We start from the raw sequence: 14,596 nt of genomic DNA on the forward strand, positions 1-14,596 counted from the left end.
GGCTGCACCGCATCGAAGAGCGCACCGGCCGGTCGCTCTCACGTCCACGAGATCTGGCCGAACTGTGCTTCGCCTTCGAAGTACACCGGCTGTTGCTGTAACCCTGGGCTGGGCACTGTCGCCAGGCCAGCTAGCCGACACCCACCCGCGCGGCGGTGTCCTGCCGTACACCATCGCGGCGGCGAGATTGTTCGCCACCACATCGACTCCGATCTTGCCAGGACAAACCATGAAGAAATCGAGGAGCCCAATCGAAGTACGGAGCTTCCGAATCGCAGGAGAATGAGCACATGGTGACCTATTCCGAACACGCCGAGGAATTGACAGCGGCCGACGAGATGGCCGCCCCGCTCGATTTGCTGCTGACCAGTTCGGCCATTGGCATCGGCCGCCGCCTGCTGCCCAACAACTCCTGGAGCCGGCTTGCGGTGCACCTGGCCCGCCGTCCGCGCTCGGTCGGGAAACGGGTCTCGGCGTTGGGCCAGGAATTGGTGGACATCGCGCGTGGACGCTCGCAGGTCGCCCCGGCCAAGCCGGATAAGCGGTTCGCCGATCCCGCCTGGCAGAGCAATCCACTGCTGAAACGCGCCATGCAGGTGTATCTGGCCGCGGGCGAGACCGCAGAGACCATGCTGACCGACGCTCACTTGGACTGGCGCGACGACCAGTGGATGCGTTTCGTGGTCGACAACGCGGTCGATGCACTGGCTCCGAGTAACAATCCGCTGCTCAACCCGCTGGGCTGGAAGGCGCTCATCGATACCGGCGGGCTCAGCGCCCTACGCGGGCTGCAGCATTTTGTCACCGATATGGCCGGTGCGCCACGAATTCCGGCGATGGTGGAGCCGGACGCGTTCGCCGTCGGCGAGAACCTCGCCGTCACCCCGGGATCGGTCGTGCTGCGCACCGATGTCTTCGACCTCATCCAGTACGCGCCGCGCACCGAAAAGGTGCGCACCGTTCCGCTGCTCATGGTGCCGCCGGTGATCAACAAGTTCTACGTGATGGATATCGCACCGGGTCGCAGCATGATCGAGTACTTCCTCACGCAGGGGCAGCAGGTATTCGCCATCTCCTGGCGCAACCCCACCGCCGCGCAGCGCGAGTGGGGATTCGACAGCTACGGGCAAGCCATCCTCGACGCGCTGGCCGCCGTGCAGCGCATCACCGGCAGCGAGCGCACCCATCTGCAGGCCTCCTGCTCCGGCGGCATTCTCGCAGCCATGACCGCAGCCCACCTCACCGAGATCGGGCAGGACCATCGGCTGGCCGGGTTGACGCTCATGGTGACGGTGCTGGACGAGAGCCACGCCGGATTCGCCGCGGCCACCCTCGACGAGGAGACCGCCAAAATGGCGATCGCGATGTCGGCGCGCAAAGGGTACCTGGACGGCCGGGCGCTGGCCGAGATGTTCGCCTGGCTGCGGCCCAACGATCTGGTGTGGCGGTACTGGGTCAACAACTACCTGCAGGGACGTCAGCCCGCCCCGTTCGACGTGCTGTTCTGGAACGCCGACACCACCCGGATGACCGCGACGCTGCACCGCGACATGGTCTTGCTCGGCGTGCACAACGCGCTGACCGTCCCGAACTCTGTGAGCATGCTCGGCACGCCGGTCGATCTGTCGCGGGTGACCGCGGACAGCTACGTGGTCGCCGGATTGACCGACCACATCTCTCCCTGGCAGGCGTGCTATCGCAGCGCGCGGCTGCTGGGCAGCAAGGATCAGCGGTTCGTGTTGTCCACCAGCGGCCACATTGCCGCCCTGGTGAACCCGCCGGGAAATCCCAAGGCCGCCTATCGGATCGGGCCCACCGACGACGCCGATCCCGGCAGGTGGGTGAATTCGGCACCACAGCAGCGGGATTCGTGGTGGCCCGATTTCGTGCTCTGGCTCGCCGAACGCAGCGGGCCACAGCGTGACGCGCCCGCCGGGCTCGGCTGCCCGGAACTGCCGCCGCTGGATCCGGCGCCCGGAAAATACGTGCTCGCACGCTGAAAGGCTGGTCATGACAACACAACTCGAAACGCCCGCCGATCTCGTCGGCATGGTCGGCCACCAACTCGGGACCACCGCCTGGATGGAGATCACTCAGCAGCAGGTGGACCGGTTCGCCGAGGCCACCGGTGATCACCAGTGGATCCACACCGATCCGCAGCGTGCCGCGGCCGGGCCGTTCCACGGCACTATCGCGCACGGGTATCTCACCCTGTCCCTCGCGCCGGTGGTGATCGCCGACGTACTGGAGATTCGCGAGCTCGCCGCCGCGCTCAACTACGGCCTGAACAGGGTGCGCTTCCCCGCACCGGTGCCGGTGGGCGCCAAGATCCGGGCGGCGGTGACGCTGAATTCCGCCCAGCAGAAGACATCCGGCGTGGAGGCGGTCTTCGGCCTCACCTACGAAATCGACGGCGGCACCCGCCCGGCCTGCGTCGCCGACGTCGTGGTGTTGTACCTATGAGCGCCCCCGTGCCCGCCGACGCCGTCGAACAACGGCTGATCGCCGTACTGGGACAACAGATCCGCGTCGACGTGCGCTGGGGTTCAGGTGTGCCGCTGGTGCTGTGCAACGGTATCGGCGCGGCGCTCGAGGTATTCGATCCGCTGGTCGCCGCATTGAATCCGGCGACCACGGTGGTGCGGTTCGACGTGCCCGGCGCCGGCGGGTCTCCGGATTCGCCATTGCCGTATGGATTTCCCTATCTCGCCGCGGTACTCGGCGCAGTGCTGCGCAAGCTGGGCATCCACGGGCAGGTCGATGTGCTGGGCCTGTCCTGGGGAGGTGCGCTGGCGCAGCAGTTCGCCTTTCAGTATCCGCGGCGGTGTCGTCGACTCGTGCTGGTCTCCACCGGCACCGGCGTACTCATGATCCCGGGCCCGCCCCGTGTGTTACTGAAAATGCTTACGCCACACCGGTTTCTGGACCACCGCTATGCTGCCCGCATCGCCGGGGAACTCTACGGAGGCAGTGTCCGCCGTGATCCCGCCATTGTCCAGCGGCTGTTCGATCGGCAGCTGATGGCGGGCTCCCGTGTCGGCTATCTGCATCAGCTGCTGGCCGGGTCGGTGTGGACGAGCCTGTTCGCACTGCCGCTCATCCGCCAGCCCACGTTGATCCTGGCCGGCACCGACGATCCGATCATCCCGGTCGCCAATGCCCACATCATGGGTCGATTGCTGCCGCATGCGACGGTGCACTTGCATCCGGGCGGGCATGTCGACCTGATTGCCAACGCATCGGTGCTGGTGCCGGTGATCGAGACCTTCCGCGCGCCGTGGTCCTCTCGAGAATATGCCGCGAAACAACAGACCAGGGATTTCGTTGTCGACGGTGACATTGTTCGGGCCGAAACAGAGGGCGCACCCTAAAATAGGTGATGTAGGTCACACATCATTATTCGGATGATTCCTCGCGCAGGGAGCTCGAAATGGACCTTCAGATCGGTGTCGCCGACGCTCTCGGAACCGACTACTTCTTCTTGCGGGAACGCATCACACCCGCTCAGTTCGATGTCCTTTCGCGCACAAGGGAGTTTGTCGCGAAAGAGGTTCGCCCGGTCATCAACGACTATTGGGAGCGGGCCGAATTCCCCTTCCCGCTGCTGAAGAGCCTGAGTGAGGTCGGGATCATCGGCGACGGCATCGTCGGCTACGGCTGCCCGGACCTGGATCCGATTTCGGTGGGCCTTGCCTACATGGAACTCAGCCGCGGTGACGGCAGCATCGGCACCTTCGCAGGCGTGCAGGCCGGACTGGCCATGCAGTCGATCGCCCACTGCGGTTCGGAGGAGCAGAAACAACGGTGGTTGCCCGAGATGGCGCGGCTGGAGAAACTGGGTGCTTTCGCGTTGACCGAGCCCGACCACGGCTCGGATTCGATCGGGCTCGAGACGAGCGCCCGCCGCGTCGGCGGTGACTACATCATCGACGGCGCGAAGAAATGGATCGGCAACGGCAGCATCGCCGATGTGATCGTCGTGTGGGCGCGCGACACCGAGGACGGTCAGGTCAAGGGTTTTCTGGTGGAGAAGGGCACGCCTGGCTATAACGCGCAGGTCATTACCGGGAAGGGTGCGCTGCGGGCAGTGTGGCAGGCGCAGATTCAGCTCGACGGGGTGCGGGTCCCGGCCGAGAACCGGCTGCCCGGCGCAAACTCGTTCAAGGACTGCGCCACGGTGCTGGTCGGCACCCGCAGTGCGTGCGCGTGGATGGCGCTCGGGCACGCGCTCGCCGGATTCGACACCGCACTGACCTACGCCAAGCGGCGCATCCAGTTCGGAAAACCCTTGGCGGCTTTCCAGATCGTGCAGGACCGTCTGGTGAAGATGCTCGCCGACGTCACCGCCATGCAGCTGTACTGCCTGCAGATCGGCACGCTCGCCGCCGAGGGACGTCTGCAACCCACCCTCGCCGGACTGGCGAAGATGCACAATACGAGCACCGCCCGCACGGTCCTGCACACGGCGCGCGACTTGCTGGGCGGCAATGGGATTCTCCTGGACTTTCAGGTCATGCGGCATATGGCCGACGTCGAAGCCGTGCACACCTTCGAGGGCACCGAAACCATGCAGACCCTGATCGTGGGCCGCGACATCACCGGTATCAGCGCGTTCGCCTGACCGGGCGCCCAGAGCATTGTCAGGAGCAGCGATGCCCGCCATCACTGATTTCCCCACCACGACGGCGGCCCGCGACAAGGTCGTCACCGCAGCGGAAGCCGTGCGTCTGATTCGTGACGGTGATTCGGTCGCCATCGAGGGATTCGGGGGACAGTGTTTCCCCGAAGAGCTCACCCTCGCGCTCGAACAGCGCTTCCTCGAATCCGGATCGCCCCGCGATCTCGGCATTGTTTTCACCGTGGCCCAAGGGGACCGCCGAGGCCGGGGGCTGGACCGTATCTGCCATCCCGGATTGCTCTCCCGGGCCATAGGAGGGCATTGGGGGATGAGTCCCGGCATCCAGAAACTGGCTGTCGGCAACGAAATCGCCGCGCACAATCTGCCCCAGGGCGTGCTTGCCCAGCTGTTCCGCGACACGGCAGCCGGAAAGCCCGGCCTGCTCACCCACGTCGGGCTGGGCACGTTCGTGGACCCTCGGTTCGGCGGCGGCAAGGTCAACGAGCGCACCACCGAGGATCTGGTCGAACTGATCACCGTGGCGGGCCAGGAATTGCTGTTCTACCGGGCATTGGCGTTGGATGTCGCGCTGCTGCGCGGCACCACCGCCGATCCCGACGGCAATATCACCATGGAGCGTGAGGCACTCACCCTGGAGGCGCTGTCCATCGCCACCGCCGTGCACAACGCGGGCGGACTGGTAATCGTGCAGGTGGAGCGGATCGCCGAGAGCGGGTCGCTCAGTCCGCGCGAGGTGAAGATTCCCGGGGTCCTCGTCGATTGCGTGGTGACGGCGACACCGGACCACCATTGGCAGACCTTCGGCACGCCGTACTCACCGGCCTACAGCGGCGAGATCCGGCGCGTGCCGCTGCACTACGCCACGCCGCTACCGCTGACCGAACGGAAAGTCATCGCACGCCGTGCTGCGCTCGAACTGCACGCCAACAGCGTGGTCAACCTCGGTGTCGGCATACCCGAGGGGATTGCCGCCGTCACGATGGAAGAGCGCATCGCCGACTTCCTCACACTTACCGCGGAACCCGGCGTGATCGGCGGAATACCTGCCGGCGGAGCCGATTTCGGCGTGGCGGTCAACGCGCACGCCGTGCTCGACCAGCCCTACCAATTCGACTTCTACGACGGCGGCGGACTCGACGCTGCCTTCCTCGGCATGGCGCAAGCCGATCGGGACGGCAACGTCAATGTGAGCCGGTTCGGCGCCAAGCTGGCCGGTTCCGGCGGTTTCATCAACATCAGCCAGAACGCCAAACAGGTGTTCTTCCTCGGCACTTTTGTCGCACCAAGTCGCACGGCCGTCGTGGACGGCCGGGTCGTCGTCGATCCGACTCCTGCCGCAGCGAAATTCCTCGATGCCGTGGAGCAACGTACGTTCAGCGGTGCACAAGCGCTGCGGACCGGTCAGCCGGTCTTATACATCACCGACCGCTGTGTGTTCCGATTGACCGAGGACGGATTGCTGCTGACCGAAGTCGCGCCCGGAATCGATGTCGAGCGAGATATTTTCGCGCACATGCCATTCAAGCCCATCATCGAGGCCGAACCGGCCCTCATGGATTCCCGCATCTTCGCGCCGAACCCGATGGGACTGAAAGACCGGCTGCTATCGGTCCCGATGCAGGCCCGCATGACCTACGACGACAAGCGGAACATCTTCTTCCTCAATATGGAAGGCCTCGCGCCGACAACCGCGGACGACGTCGAAACCATCCGCGCGGCAATCGAATCCCGGCTGCTCCAGATCGGCCGAAAGACCCACCTGGTGGCCAACTACGACAACTTTGCCCTCCCGGCGGACCTGCGCGACCTCTACGCCCGCTCGGCCCAGGACTTCGCCGATCGCTTCTACCTTTCGGTAAGTCGTTACAGCACAAGCTCCTTCATGAGACTGAAGCTCCGAGATCATCTCGCCGCCCGCGGAGTCGCCCCGCACATCTACGAGAACCGCACCGAGGCCCTCGCCAACGTCGGAACCCCACTCACCGACTGACGCCCGGCAGCGATCACTGACGCCATCGTCCCGGGAGCAGGGAATCCGAAACCCGCGCCCTGATCGAGCGAAGCGGCGAGCAGGAAGCGGCGGTCTACCGAACGGCTGGCGCCGCCATTAGGGCGTGAGGACGATCTTGCCGCGGGTGTGGCGGCGTTCGAGCTCGGTGTAGGCCTCGCGGACCTGCGTCAGCGGATAGCTCTTCGCGATCGGCAGCTCGAGCTGTCCGGGCGATCAGGCGAGCCAGCTCGGCGAGTATTTCGGCGCCCGACCCGGCCTCTGCCCCGCCGTCGGTCTTCACCCCGTACTTCGCGGCGGCCGCGTAATCGGCGATGGTGTCGATGCGTTCGGTCGCGACGCCGAGGGCAAGAGCCAGCTCGACATACCCGCCGCCGTAGGTGTCGATGAAGGCGTCCACGCCACCGGGCGCGGCGGCCTTGATCTGGTCCCCGACGCCGTCACCGTATGCCACCGGGAGCACGCCGTGGCTGCGCAACCACTCATGGTTGCCCTCGCTCGCCAGGCCGATGACCGTGGCCCCTGCACGGCGCGCGAGTTGGACGGCGAGCGAGCCGACGCCCCCGGTGGCGCCAGAGATGACGACGGTGTCGCCCGGCTCGAGGTGAACGGAGTTGACCGCGCCCCACGCCGTCACGCCGACGACGTACAGGCCGCCGGCCACCGCCCAGGAGACGTGCTCCGGCTTGTGGACGAGGTCGCCGGCCTCGACCAGGACCAGCTCGGCCTGGGAGGCCCGGTTGTTCGAGAACCCGATCACCTCGTCGCCGGGCGAGAATCCGCCGACCCCGGCGCCGACCTCCTCGACGACCCCGGCGAGGTCGCTGCCCTGCCCGGACGGGAAGGTCGAGGGGAACATGTCCGCCAGTGCTCCCGTGCGGATGACCGCCTCGCTGGGGTTGATGCCGGCCGCCTTCACCCGTACGAGGACCTGCGCCTCGCCGGGCACCGGGCGTTCCACCTCGTCGATCCGTAAAACGTCGATCCCACCGAATTCGTTGTACCTGACTGCCTTTGTCGTCATCTCTGCATTCCTTTCGGTTGGAATACCCCTGATGACACCCCATGCTGGTGAGCACGAAGCGGCGCACACCGGCCTGCGACGCCGCGGTGGCGAGGTTGGCGTTGCTGACCGTGTCGATCTTGGTTCTTGTTCGAGCCGGTGTACCCGGCGGCGGTGGTAATCACCGCGTCCGCACCGTCCATGGCCGCGAGCAGGGAGGCCGGGTCGCGCATGTCGCCACGGGCGATCTGCACACCTCGGGCTGCCGATCTGGTTGCGCCGGTGGCCGGGCGGACCAGCGCGCGCACGTTCTTGCCGCGGGCGAGGAATTCGTCGACGACCTCGGAGCCGAGATGCCCGGTGGCACCGACCACGAGCACTAGCGCGGCCGGATCCGGTGCGGTGCTGGACATCATGGCTACGCCCGACTGAGTTCGAGCACGGGAATGGTTCGCACTCCGGCAGTTTGGCGTTCATACGCGGCGAAGCCCGCGTAGCGCCGCGCCTGCTCGGCGTAGACGCGATCGCGTTCGGCGCCGGGCAATTCGCGGATCGTCACCGGGTATGCGTCGGTTCCGCGTTCGACGCTGCCACCACCTGCGGCGGCCAAGTTGAAGTACCAGTCCGGGTTGGTGGGTGCTCCACCGCTGGTCGCGAAGACGTAGATGATGTCGGGCTCGGTGTCGTGCGGAAGGTACATCACCGGGCTGACGAACTCCCGCCCGCTCTTGCGGCCGCGATGATGTAGCAGGACGAGCGGAGCACCGTCGAAGACCCCGCCGACCCTGCCCGCGTTCGCTCGAAACTCCGCGATGGTCTGTGCGTTCCAGTCGCTCATGTCGAACTCCTGTCGTTTGTTGCTATGTAAACAAATCTAGGAGTCAGATGGTTACATGTCAACAAATCGAAAATCCGGGTAGGGTCGATCGCATGGATCAGGAGTCGCTGAACGAGCGGGAGACCCGCGCGTGGGTCTCGTTCCAGCACATGCGGATCGAAGTGAACGTTGTGCTCGCCCGCATGCTGGTCCGCGACTTCGGGCTGACCGAGGCGGACTTTGTGATCCTGCTCAGACTGTCCAACAGCCCGGGGCACAGGTTGCGGGCCCGTGATATGGCTGCCGCGCTGCAGTGGGAGCGCAGCCGCCTCTCACGCCAGGTCTCTCGGATGGAGACCCGCGGCACGGTCATGCGCGCGCCGAGCGACGGCGACGCCCGCGGCTACGACGTTGTACTGACCGAGGCCGGGCGCGCCGCATTCCAGGCTGCCTGGCCGTCGTACGTGGCGGGCATTCGCCACTGCTTCGCCGACGTGCTCTCCACGGCACAACTCGATGCCCTCACCGACATCGCCGAAACGATCGACAGCCACTTCAGCGCGCAGCACTGCCCCGGCGGACTTCAGGACCCGGCCAAGGCCCCCGGAACCCGCACGACAGCGGCCGGCATCGAGTCCGCCATCGCAGCGGATGCGCTCGAATCAGCTTGCTGAGAACACGGTGGTGGCACTCCACCACCGGTTGCGCAAGGCATTCGCCGACCAGCTCGAGCGCCTCCGCGATGCCTTCCATCGCGATCGAGGAGGGTACGGCCGCCGGTGACGGCTCAGGGGCCCGCCGCCCAGTTCGGATTCGCCGCCGTCGACCTGGACGCATTGCGCAAGGGCGGCCGCCTGATGCAACTCGGCAGTCCCCTACCTGCTCGAGGCCCGCGCCGTACGGCGGCTTCGAGGCTTACCATAAGCGGGCTAACAGGCATTCAAAGCTGGGTTATCGCACGCCGGCCGAGCACGCTGCTGCCCGCACTCACACCCACCACCGATGGCGTCCTGCATCAACTGAATCTGGATAGGTATTACCCGGACTCAATTACCAAATAATCTCGTCATCGCGACCGATCAGAAACCTTGCGGACAGAGCGGAACTCATTGCACAGCTTGTGACACAGAGCGGCTTCGTCAGCCAAATAATGGGTTCAGCTGCTTTTGAGTACGTTGCCGGTCAAACGCACACGGGACGACCACAGAAATGCCAACAATGACATCGTCGAGCCATCAGACCGAGGAGACGTCGTGACCACGTACCGGGTTGGCTATATCGTCGGCAGCCTGTCGCAGAAGTCCATCAATCGCGTACTGTCCAAGGCGCTGATCCGCTTGGCGCCGTCCGAACTCGAGTTTGTCGAGATCCCCATCAAGGACCTTCCGCTCTACAACTACGACTACGACGCCGACTTCCCTCCCGAGGGCCGGGCGCTGAAGGAGGCCCTCGCCGGAGTTGATGCGATCCTGTTCGTCACCCCCGAGTACAACCGTTCGATCCCAGGAGGGCTGAAGAACGCCATCGACTGGGCGAGCCGGCCATGGGGTGAAAACTCCTTCACCTACAAGCCGTCCGCGGTGATCGGGACTTCGCCCGGCAAGCTGGGCACGGCAATTGCCCAACAGAGCCTGCGTAGCGTGCTGGGCTACCTCAACTCGCCGCAGATGAACGCCCCCGAGGCCTACATTCAATACCACTCGGATGCCTTCACCGAAGAGGGCGAGGTGCTCGACGACAACATCGCGCGGTTTCTGCGTGCCTTCATGGACGAGTTCGGAGCCCATGTGACGCGCGTGCTCACCGTCCTCCCGCCGCCGCGTTGAGATACCACCTGCCACCCATGGATCAGCGGACGCTCGCGACACCTGCACGGCTTTCGCACATAACGTCAGAGCGCTACGCTTCGCGAGGCCGAAGCGTACCCGCGATCACCATCATCAGTGCCTGCAGCGCATCGTCGCGGGCCGCGGCGGGGTCGGGCGCGTGCGCGACGAGCATGCCTGCTTCGGTCGCGGCGCTGAGCAGTAGCTGCGCCAAGATATTCACCTGCACGTCCGGGATCTGCCCCGCCGCGCGTGCGGCCTCGAGCTGCGGGGTGAGCAGTCCCAGTCCGTTGCGGGCTTCGAACTCGCGCCACGCCTGCCAACCGAGGACGGCGGGCGCGTCGGATAGCGCGATCTGGATCATTTCGGGACGACAACAGATATCGAGGAAGGTACGCAGACCGATGGCCAAGGTGTCGAGCAGGTCGTCGGGGTTCGGGGCCGCCGCCATGGCCGCCGCGATCTCCTGGGTGTTCTCCCATTCCAGTTGTTCGAGCACAGCGACGAACAGGCCGCGCTTATCGGCGTAGTGGTACTGCAGGGCACCCCGGGTCACGCCGGCGACCGCGACCAACTGCTCGGCCGGAACGGCGGTGAAGCCGTGCTCGGCGAAGAGCTCGCGCCCTGCCCGCTCCAAGGCGAATCGGGTACTACGAGAACGGTTTTCATGGTTACGGAGTTGCATGCATGCGAGTGAACTCCACAATCAGCTCGGTCAGCAACTCAGGCTGATCCTCGGGGCTCGCGGTGTAGGAATCATCGATGAGTTTCAGTGTGGCGTTCGGCAGGTCGGCGGCCAGCCGCTCGGCCAGCGCGACTGGGAACAGCTTGTCCTCGCGGGCCCAGGCCAGCAGGATCGGGATGTCGATGGACGGGTAATGGGTTGCCGCCTCGAGGGTGTAGCGGCGATTCGCGGTCTTCAGGAATCGGCGCAGATCCTTGCGGATGGCGGCGGAGTTGCGGCTCGGCAGCAGGTAAGTATCGATGATCTCGGGGTCCACCTTGTGCTTGGCCACCCAACCCAGCGCGATGGGCAGCGGATGCAACGCACGGATCCGCAGTACTTCGGTCAGCGGCCGGATCGAGCCGGGGATGCGCGCCAGCGGTGGCAACAGATTGAACGGCGGCGGCAGGAAGCGCTCGTAGCAGTCCACCGACGCGAGCACGACCCGGCCGATCCGCGAGGTGCCGCGACTGAGCAGGACCTGCGCGATCGCACCGCCGGTATCGTTGGCGACCAACGTGACGTCGGAGAGATCGAGTTCCGCCATGAACGCCTCGACCAGATCGGCGAGACCGGTGGGGGTCAGATCCGCGTCCGGCACCGGGATGGAATGCGCACCGAGCGGCCAGTCGGGGCTCAGACACCGATAGCCCGTGGCGGCGATGGTCGGAATCATCTTGCGCCACAGGTTCGCGTTGACGAGCAGGCCGTGTACGAACAAGATGGGCGCGCCGGATCCGGTCTCGTAATAGCGAATGCGGCCGCTGGCGAGATCGACCTCGTGCGGCTGACCGAGCGCGGTACTGAGATGCATATGTTCCTCCGAGGACTTGGTAGGCGATCGACGGGCTGAGTGCGCAGGTGCAGGGCGTCCGGACTTCGCGACTTGTCTACCGCACGCCGTGCGGATCATCGGGCAGGCTGGACTCCTACGGTATTCAGCTCCGGCGCGGGTGGCCGCGAATCCGGTGCATCGGGCGTTTTGCTGCGTCGGCCCGCGAACCTGCGCATCAGCGGGTCGTCGATCCAGTGATAGATCACTGCGGCGGCGACGGTCGAGACGATCAGGCACAGCGCGGCGAAGCCGAGCCAGCCGAGGAATCCGAACTGCCGACCGCCGATGAACCACCGGGTGATCAGCACCATCACCGGAAATTGGATGAGGTAGAAGGCATACGAGATATTGCCGAACCAGACCATGCGCGGGGTGGAGTTCAGCCCACGCAGACCGGCCAGGTCGCGGGCGGCCAGCGTCGCCACCACGGCCGTCATCGGGCCGACCAGCAGCGCCGACATCTTGTAATTCACCGGGACGACCCAGGTGGCTGCATAACTGATCGCCAACGCCGCCAACGGCATTCGGACGCTGGTCAGTCGCCAGTGTCCTTCCAGTACCAGTCGTCCGGCCAGTACGCCGAGGAAGAATTCCGGCAGTCGTGATGCCGGGAAGTTGTAGCTCAGCCAATACGCCGGGGACACCGGGATATCCGGCTGCTGAAACCACGCTTGTGAAGCATGCAGTTCGAAAAAGGGTGATACATCGCCGCGAACCAGGCGCGGTGCGAAGACATTCGCTATGCCCTTGGGCCCCGGCACCCACAGGTAGTACGCGGTATGCAGCAACAGGATGAACATCAGCAGACCCCCCAGCCACCACCACAGCCGGTGGCTGGGGATCCGACGTACCAGCGGCAGCAGCAACGGAAAACTGAAGTAGAACAATATCTCCGAGCACAACGACCAAGACGGCACATTCAACCCGCCCACCGTCGTCCACTTCGGCACCCAGGTGTGCACCAGCGCCAGATTCGGCACCCACACCACCAACCGGTGCAGCGGCACACTCGCCGCCACCACGAATACCGCCGCCGCCACCAGATGCGTCGGGTAGATCTTCAGGACCCGCCGCCAATAGAACCGCGGCACCGAACTATTCGGCTTGAACGACCAGAAGATGATGAAACCCGACAGCACGAAAAAGAACGTCACACCGGCCGCGCCCAGTTGCATCGGCAGCAGCTGATGCAAGTGCCGGAACAGGTCCGACTTCTGGAACGGGTAGACCGGCAGGAAGACCAGCGCGTGCAGGACGAATACGGCGAACGCGGCCCACCAGCGCGCCCCGGTCAGCGACGGCAGAGCGGGGCGTCTCCGGTCGAGTTCCGCCAAGGCGTCCCGATCCCCCGCCACCACCTCGCTCGCCATCATCAGCCCGCGATCAGCTGCCGCAGCGCGGCAGCCACCACGCCGTCACCGTGCGACGACGGGTGCACCGGGGTGCCCATCAGTTCGCTGTTCGGGTCCAGGATTCCGGCCAGCCACGGCTCCGGCGAGCACAGGCCGTGTCCGGCGGTGACCGCCTTGGCGTCGAAGAATTCCACGCCGAGGGTCCGCGCGGCGGCGCGCTGCGCGGCATCCATCCGGTCCCACAGTTCGATCGGCGCGCCCGCGCGCTGCTGGACGATCGTGCCGACACCGAGCACGTTGATGCACCAATGCTGTTGCCCTGGCGCGTTCATCTCCGGATAGCCGACGAAGACAATGCGTGCGTTCGGCGCGTAATAGCGGACATAGTCGACGACCGGCTTGATCCGCTCCAGGTACTGCTGGGTGCTGACCCCGCGATAGTCGGTGGCGCGCCCCTCCGCCGCGGCCTCGGGGCCACATCCGCGAATCAGGTCGAGCACACAGTTGAGCAGGGTCTGGCGCAGCCGCACCGTGTTCTCGCCCCAGGCGTCGTTCAGCCCGGTCTGGATCAGCACGGTCTTGGTCCGCGGCCCGAACGATCCGGCCGAATCCGCGCTGCGCGCCTCGTGCGCCAACGTGAACCCCGGTCCACTGACCAAAGACGCACCACGACAGGACATATCGATGAAATCGGAGGTGCCCCAAACGTTCAGGTTCTTGGCCAGCTGCGTCGGCCACGAGGTCGGGCCGTGCGAGCAGTCCGGTTGAGCGCCGGGGGTGACATTTTCCAAGGCCGCACCGATATCGCCGTTCGCGGTGAAGGAGTCACCCAGCACCACAAGGGATTTGCCGCCGGCTCCGGGATCGGCCGTGGCGAACGGTGCGGACGCGAGCAGCATGGCCGAGGCGAGACCGAGCGCGGCCGTGGTCAGTGTGCGGTAACGGGTCGAGTACGTCATGGGCGTCCTTGTCGAGAGCAGGCCGAGTCGGGTGACCGGCGGGTCAGTAGCCGGGTTTCGGTTCGAATCCTGGATCGGGCAGCGTCGGTGGCTGCTGCGGTTGCGGCGCGGGTTGGGTTTGCGGCGCGGGTTGGGTTTGCGGCACTGGCTGTGGTGCGGGTTGGGGCTGTGGCGCCGGAGCCTGCTGCTGGGTCGGCGCCGGTGCGGGCGGCGGCGCACTCGCACTATCCGTCGTGGTGGGCGCGGGCGTTGCGGCGGGAGCGGTCGTCGGCGCGGTGGTGGCGATCGGCGCCACCACCGGCGCGGAGGTGGTCGAGGTGGCCGGCTTGGAACTGTCGTCCCCACATCCAGTGAGACCCAGCACAATTCCGCACAGCGCGGCGCAGGACAGCGCGAGTTGCGCTGGTCTCGATCGGGCTGCGATAGGTGTCAT

General features: G+C 65.8%; 14 protein-coding genes and 1 pseudogene. 7 read left to right on the forward strand and 8 right to left on the reverse strand.

All coding sequences use genetic code 11. The annotated features are described in order from the left end of the window. Positions 1-338 precede the first annotated feature (338 nt). Genes ABZ293_RS18745 through ABZ293_RS18765 form a run of 5 tightly spaced genes read left to right on the forward strand, consistent with a single transcriptional unit; the run spans position 339 to position 6,629 of the window. Complete coding sequence (locus tag ABZ293_RS18745) at positions 339-2,000, forward strand: alpha/beta fold hydrolase (protein ID WP_355182314.1); 1,662 nt, start codon at positions 339-341, stop codon at positions 1,998-2,000. A gap of 10 nt (positions 2,001-2,010) precedes the next feature. Beyond that, a complete protein-coding gene (locus tag ABZ293_RS18750) occupies positions 2,011-2,463 on the forward strand; it encodes a MaoC family dehydratase (protein WP_355182137.1) in 453 nt (150 codons plus the stop codon). Continuing rightward, complete coding sequence (locus ABZ293_RS18755) at positions 2,460-3,371, forward strand: alpha/beta fold hydrolase (RefSeq protein ID WP_355182139.1); 912 nt, start codon at positions 2,460-2,462, stop codon at positions 3,369-3,371. The genes ABZ293_RS18750 and ABZ293_RS18755 overlap by 4 nt, the downstream gene beginning before the upstream one ends. 59 nt (positions 3,372-3,430) lie before the next feature. Beyond that, positions 3,431-4,621 carry an acyl-CoA dehydrogenase family protein gene (locus ABZ293_RS18760; RefSeq protein WP_355182141.1) on the forward strand — a complete coding sequence of 397 codons (1,191 nt, stop codon included), beginning with the start codon at positions 3,431-3,433 and terminating at the stop codon, positions 4,619-4,621. Between the two features lie 31 nt (positions 4,622-4,652). After that, positions 4,653-6,629: an acyl CoA:acetate/3-ketoacid CoA transferase gene (locus ABZ293_RS18765; protein WP_355182143.1), complete on the forward strand. Its 1,977-nt coding sequence runs from the start codon at positions 4,653-4,655 to the stop codon at positions 6,627-6,629. A gap of 117 nt (positions 6,630-6,746) precedes the next feature. On the opposite strand, the pseudogene ABZ293_RS18770 reads toward ABZ293_RS18765, so the two are convergent. The 3 genes and pseudogenes from ABZ293_RS18770 to ABZ293_RS18780 form a co-directional block, all read right to left on the reverse strand. Then, a pseudogene (locus ABZ293_RS18770) lies at positions 6,747-7,671 on the reverse strand (NADP-dependent oxidoreductase). Next, positions 7,668-8,066 carry an NAD(P)H-binding protein gene (locus ABZ293_RS18775; protein WP_355182145.1) on the reverse strand — a complete coding sequence of 133 codons (399 nt, stop codon included), beginning with the start codon at positions 8,064-8,066 and terminating at the stop codon, positions 7,668-7,670. Before ABZ293_RS18775 ends, ABZ293_RS18770 begins: the two are co-directional and overlap by 4 nt. A gap of 2 nt (positions 8,067-8,068) precedes the next feature. Then, positions 8,069-8,488: a nitroreductase family deazaflavin-dependent oxidoreductase gene (locus tag ABZ293_RS18780; RefSeq protein WP_355182147.1), complete on the reverse strand. Its 420-nt coding sequence runs from the start codon at positions 8,486-8,488 to the stop codon at positions 8,069-8,071. A gap of 92 nt (positions 8,489-8,580) precedes the next feature. On the opposite strand from ABZ293_RS18780, the gene ABZ293_RS18785 reads away from it, so the two are divergent. Both ABZ293_RS18785 and ABZ293_RS18790 read left to right on the forward strand, forming a co-directional pair. Further along, positions 8,581-9,141, forward strand: coding sequence for a MarR family winged helix-turn-helix transcriptional regulator (locus tag ABZ293_RS18785; RefSeq protein WP_355182149.1), 561 nt, complete (start codon positions 8,581-8,583; stop codon positions 9,139-9,141). Positions 9,142-9,720: 579 nt separating this feature from the next. Then, entirely contained in the window at positions 9,721-10,293 is a 573-nt protein-coding gene (locus ABZ293_RS18790; protein WP_355182151.1) for an NADPH-dependent FMN reductase, read from the forward strand. Positions 10,294-10,366: 73 nt separating this feature from the next. On the opposite strand, the gene ABZ293_RS18795 is transcribed toward ABZ293_RS18790, so the two are convergent. From ABZ293_RS18795 to ABZ293_RS18815, 5 genes are all read right to left on the reverse strand, one after another. Beyond that, positions 10,367-10,930: a TetR/AcrR family transcriptional regulator gene (locus tag ABZ293_RS18795; RefSeq protein ID WP_355182153.1), complete on the reverse strand. Its 564-nt coding sequence runs from the start codon at positions 10,928-10,930 to the stop codon at positions 10,367-10,369. A 34-nt stretch (positions 10,931-10,964) separates the two neighbouring features. Further along, positions 10,965-11,831, reverse strand: a complete 867-nt coding sequence (locus ABZ293_RS18800; RefSeq protein WP_355182155.1) for an alpha/beta hydrolase — start codon at positions 11,829-11,831, stop codon at positions 10,965-10,967. Positions 11,832-11,926: 95 nt separating this feature from the next. Continuing rightward, positions 11,927-13,225, reverse strand: coding sequence for an acyltransferase (locus tag ABZ293_RS18805; protein WP_355182157.1), 1,299 nt, complete (start codon positions 13,223-13,225; stop codon positions 11,927-11,929). Next, a complete protein-coding gene (locus tag ABZ293_RS18810) occupies positions 13,225-14,163 on the reverse strand; it encodes an SGNH/GDSL hydrolase family protein (RefSeq protein WP_355182159.1) in 939 nt (312 codons plus the stop codon). The genes ABZ293_RS18805 and ABZ293_RS18810 overlap by 1 nt, the downstream gene beginning before the upstream one ends. Before the next feature lie 43 nt (positions 14,164-14,206). Next, the gene (locus ABZ293_RS18815; RefSeq protein WP_355182161.1) at positions 14,207-14,596 is read right to left on the reverse strand and encodes a hypothetical protein; all 390 of its coding nucleotides are present in this window, start codon (positions 14,594-14,596) and stop codon (positions 14,207-14,209) included.

This window comes from Nocardia sp. NPDC005998, from assembly GCF_040614395.1.
Lineage (GTDB): Bacteria > Actinomycetota > Actinomycetes > Mycobacteriales > Mycobacteriaceae > Nocardia.

Excerpts from the sequence above, each read along its gene's own strand:
- ABZ293_RS18745 (WP_355182314.1), top strand. The coding sequence starts at position 339 with ATGGCCGCCCCGCTCGATTTGCTGCTGACCAGTTCGGCCATTGGCATC.
- ABZ293_RS18750 (WP_355182137.1), top strand. The coding sequence starts at position 2,011 with ATGACAACACAACTCGAAACGCCCGCCGATCTCGTCGGCATGGTCGGC.
- ABZ293_RS18755 (WP_355182139.1), top strand. The coding sequence starts at position 2,460 with ATGAGCGCCCCCGTGCCCGCCGACGCCGTCGAACAACGGCTGATCGCC.
- ABZ293_RS18760 (WP_355182141.1), top strand. The coding sequence starts at position 3,431 with ATGGACCTTCAGATCGGTGTCGCCGACGCTCTCGGAACCGACTACTTC.
- ABZ293_RS18765 (WP_355182143.1), top strand. The coding sequence starts at position 4,653 with ATGCCCGCCATCACTGATTTCCCCACCACGACGGCGGCCCGCGACAAG.
- ABZ293_RS18775 (WP_355182145.1), bottom strand. The coding sequence starts at position 8,066 with ATGATGTCCAGCACCGCACCGGATCCGGCCGCGCTAGTGCTCGTGGTC.
- ABZ293_RS18780 (WP_355182147.1), bottom strand. The coding sequence starts at position 8,488 with ATGAGCGACTGGAACGCACAGACCATCGCGGAGTTTCGAGCGAACGCG.
- ABZ293_RS18785 (WP_355182149.1), top strand. The coding sequence starts at position 8,581 with ATGGATCAGGAGTCGCTGAACGAGCGGGAGACCCGCGCGTGGGTCTCG.
- ABZ293_RS18800 (WP_355182155.1), bottom strand. The coding sequence starts at position 11,831 with ATGCATCTCAGTACCGCGCTCGGTCAGCCGCACGAGGTCGATCTCGCC.
- ABZ293_RS18805 (WP_355182157.1), bottom strand. The coding sequence starts at position 13,225 with ATGATGGCGAGCGAGGTGGTGGCGGGGGATCGGGACGCCTTGGCGGAA.
- ABZ293_RS18810 (WP_355182159.1), bottom strand. The coding sequence starts at position 14,163 with ATGACGTACTCGACCCGTTACCGCACACTGACCACGGCCGCGCTCGGT.
- ABZ293_RS18815 (WP_355182161.1), bottom strand. The coding sequence starts at position 14,596 with ATGACACCTATCGCAGCCCGATCGAGACCAGCGCAACTCGCGCTGTCC.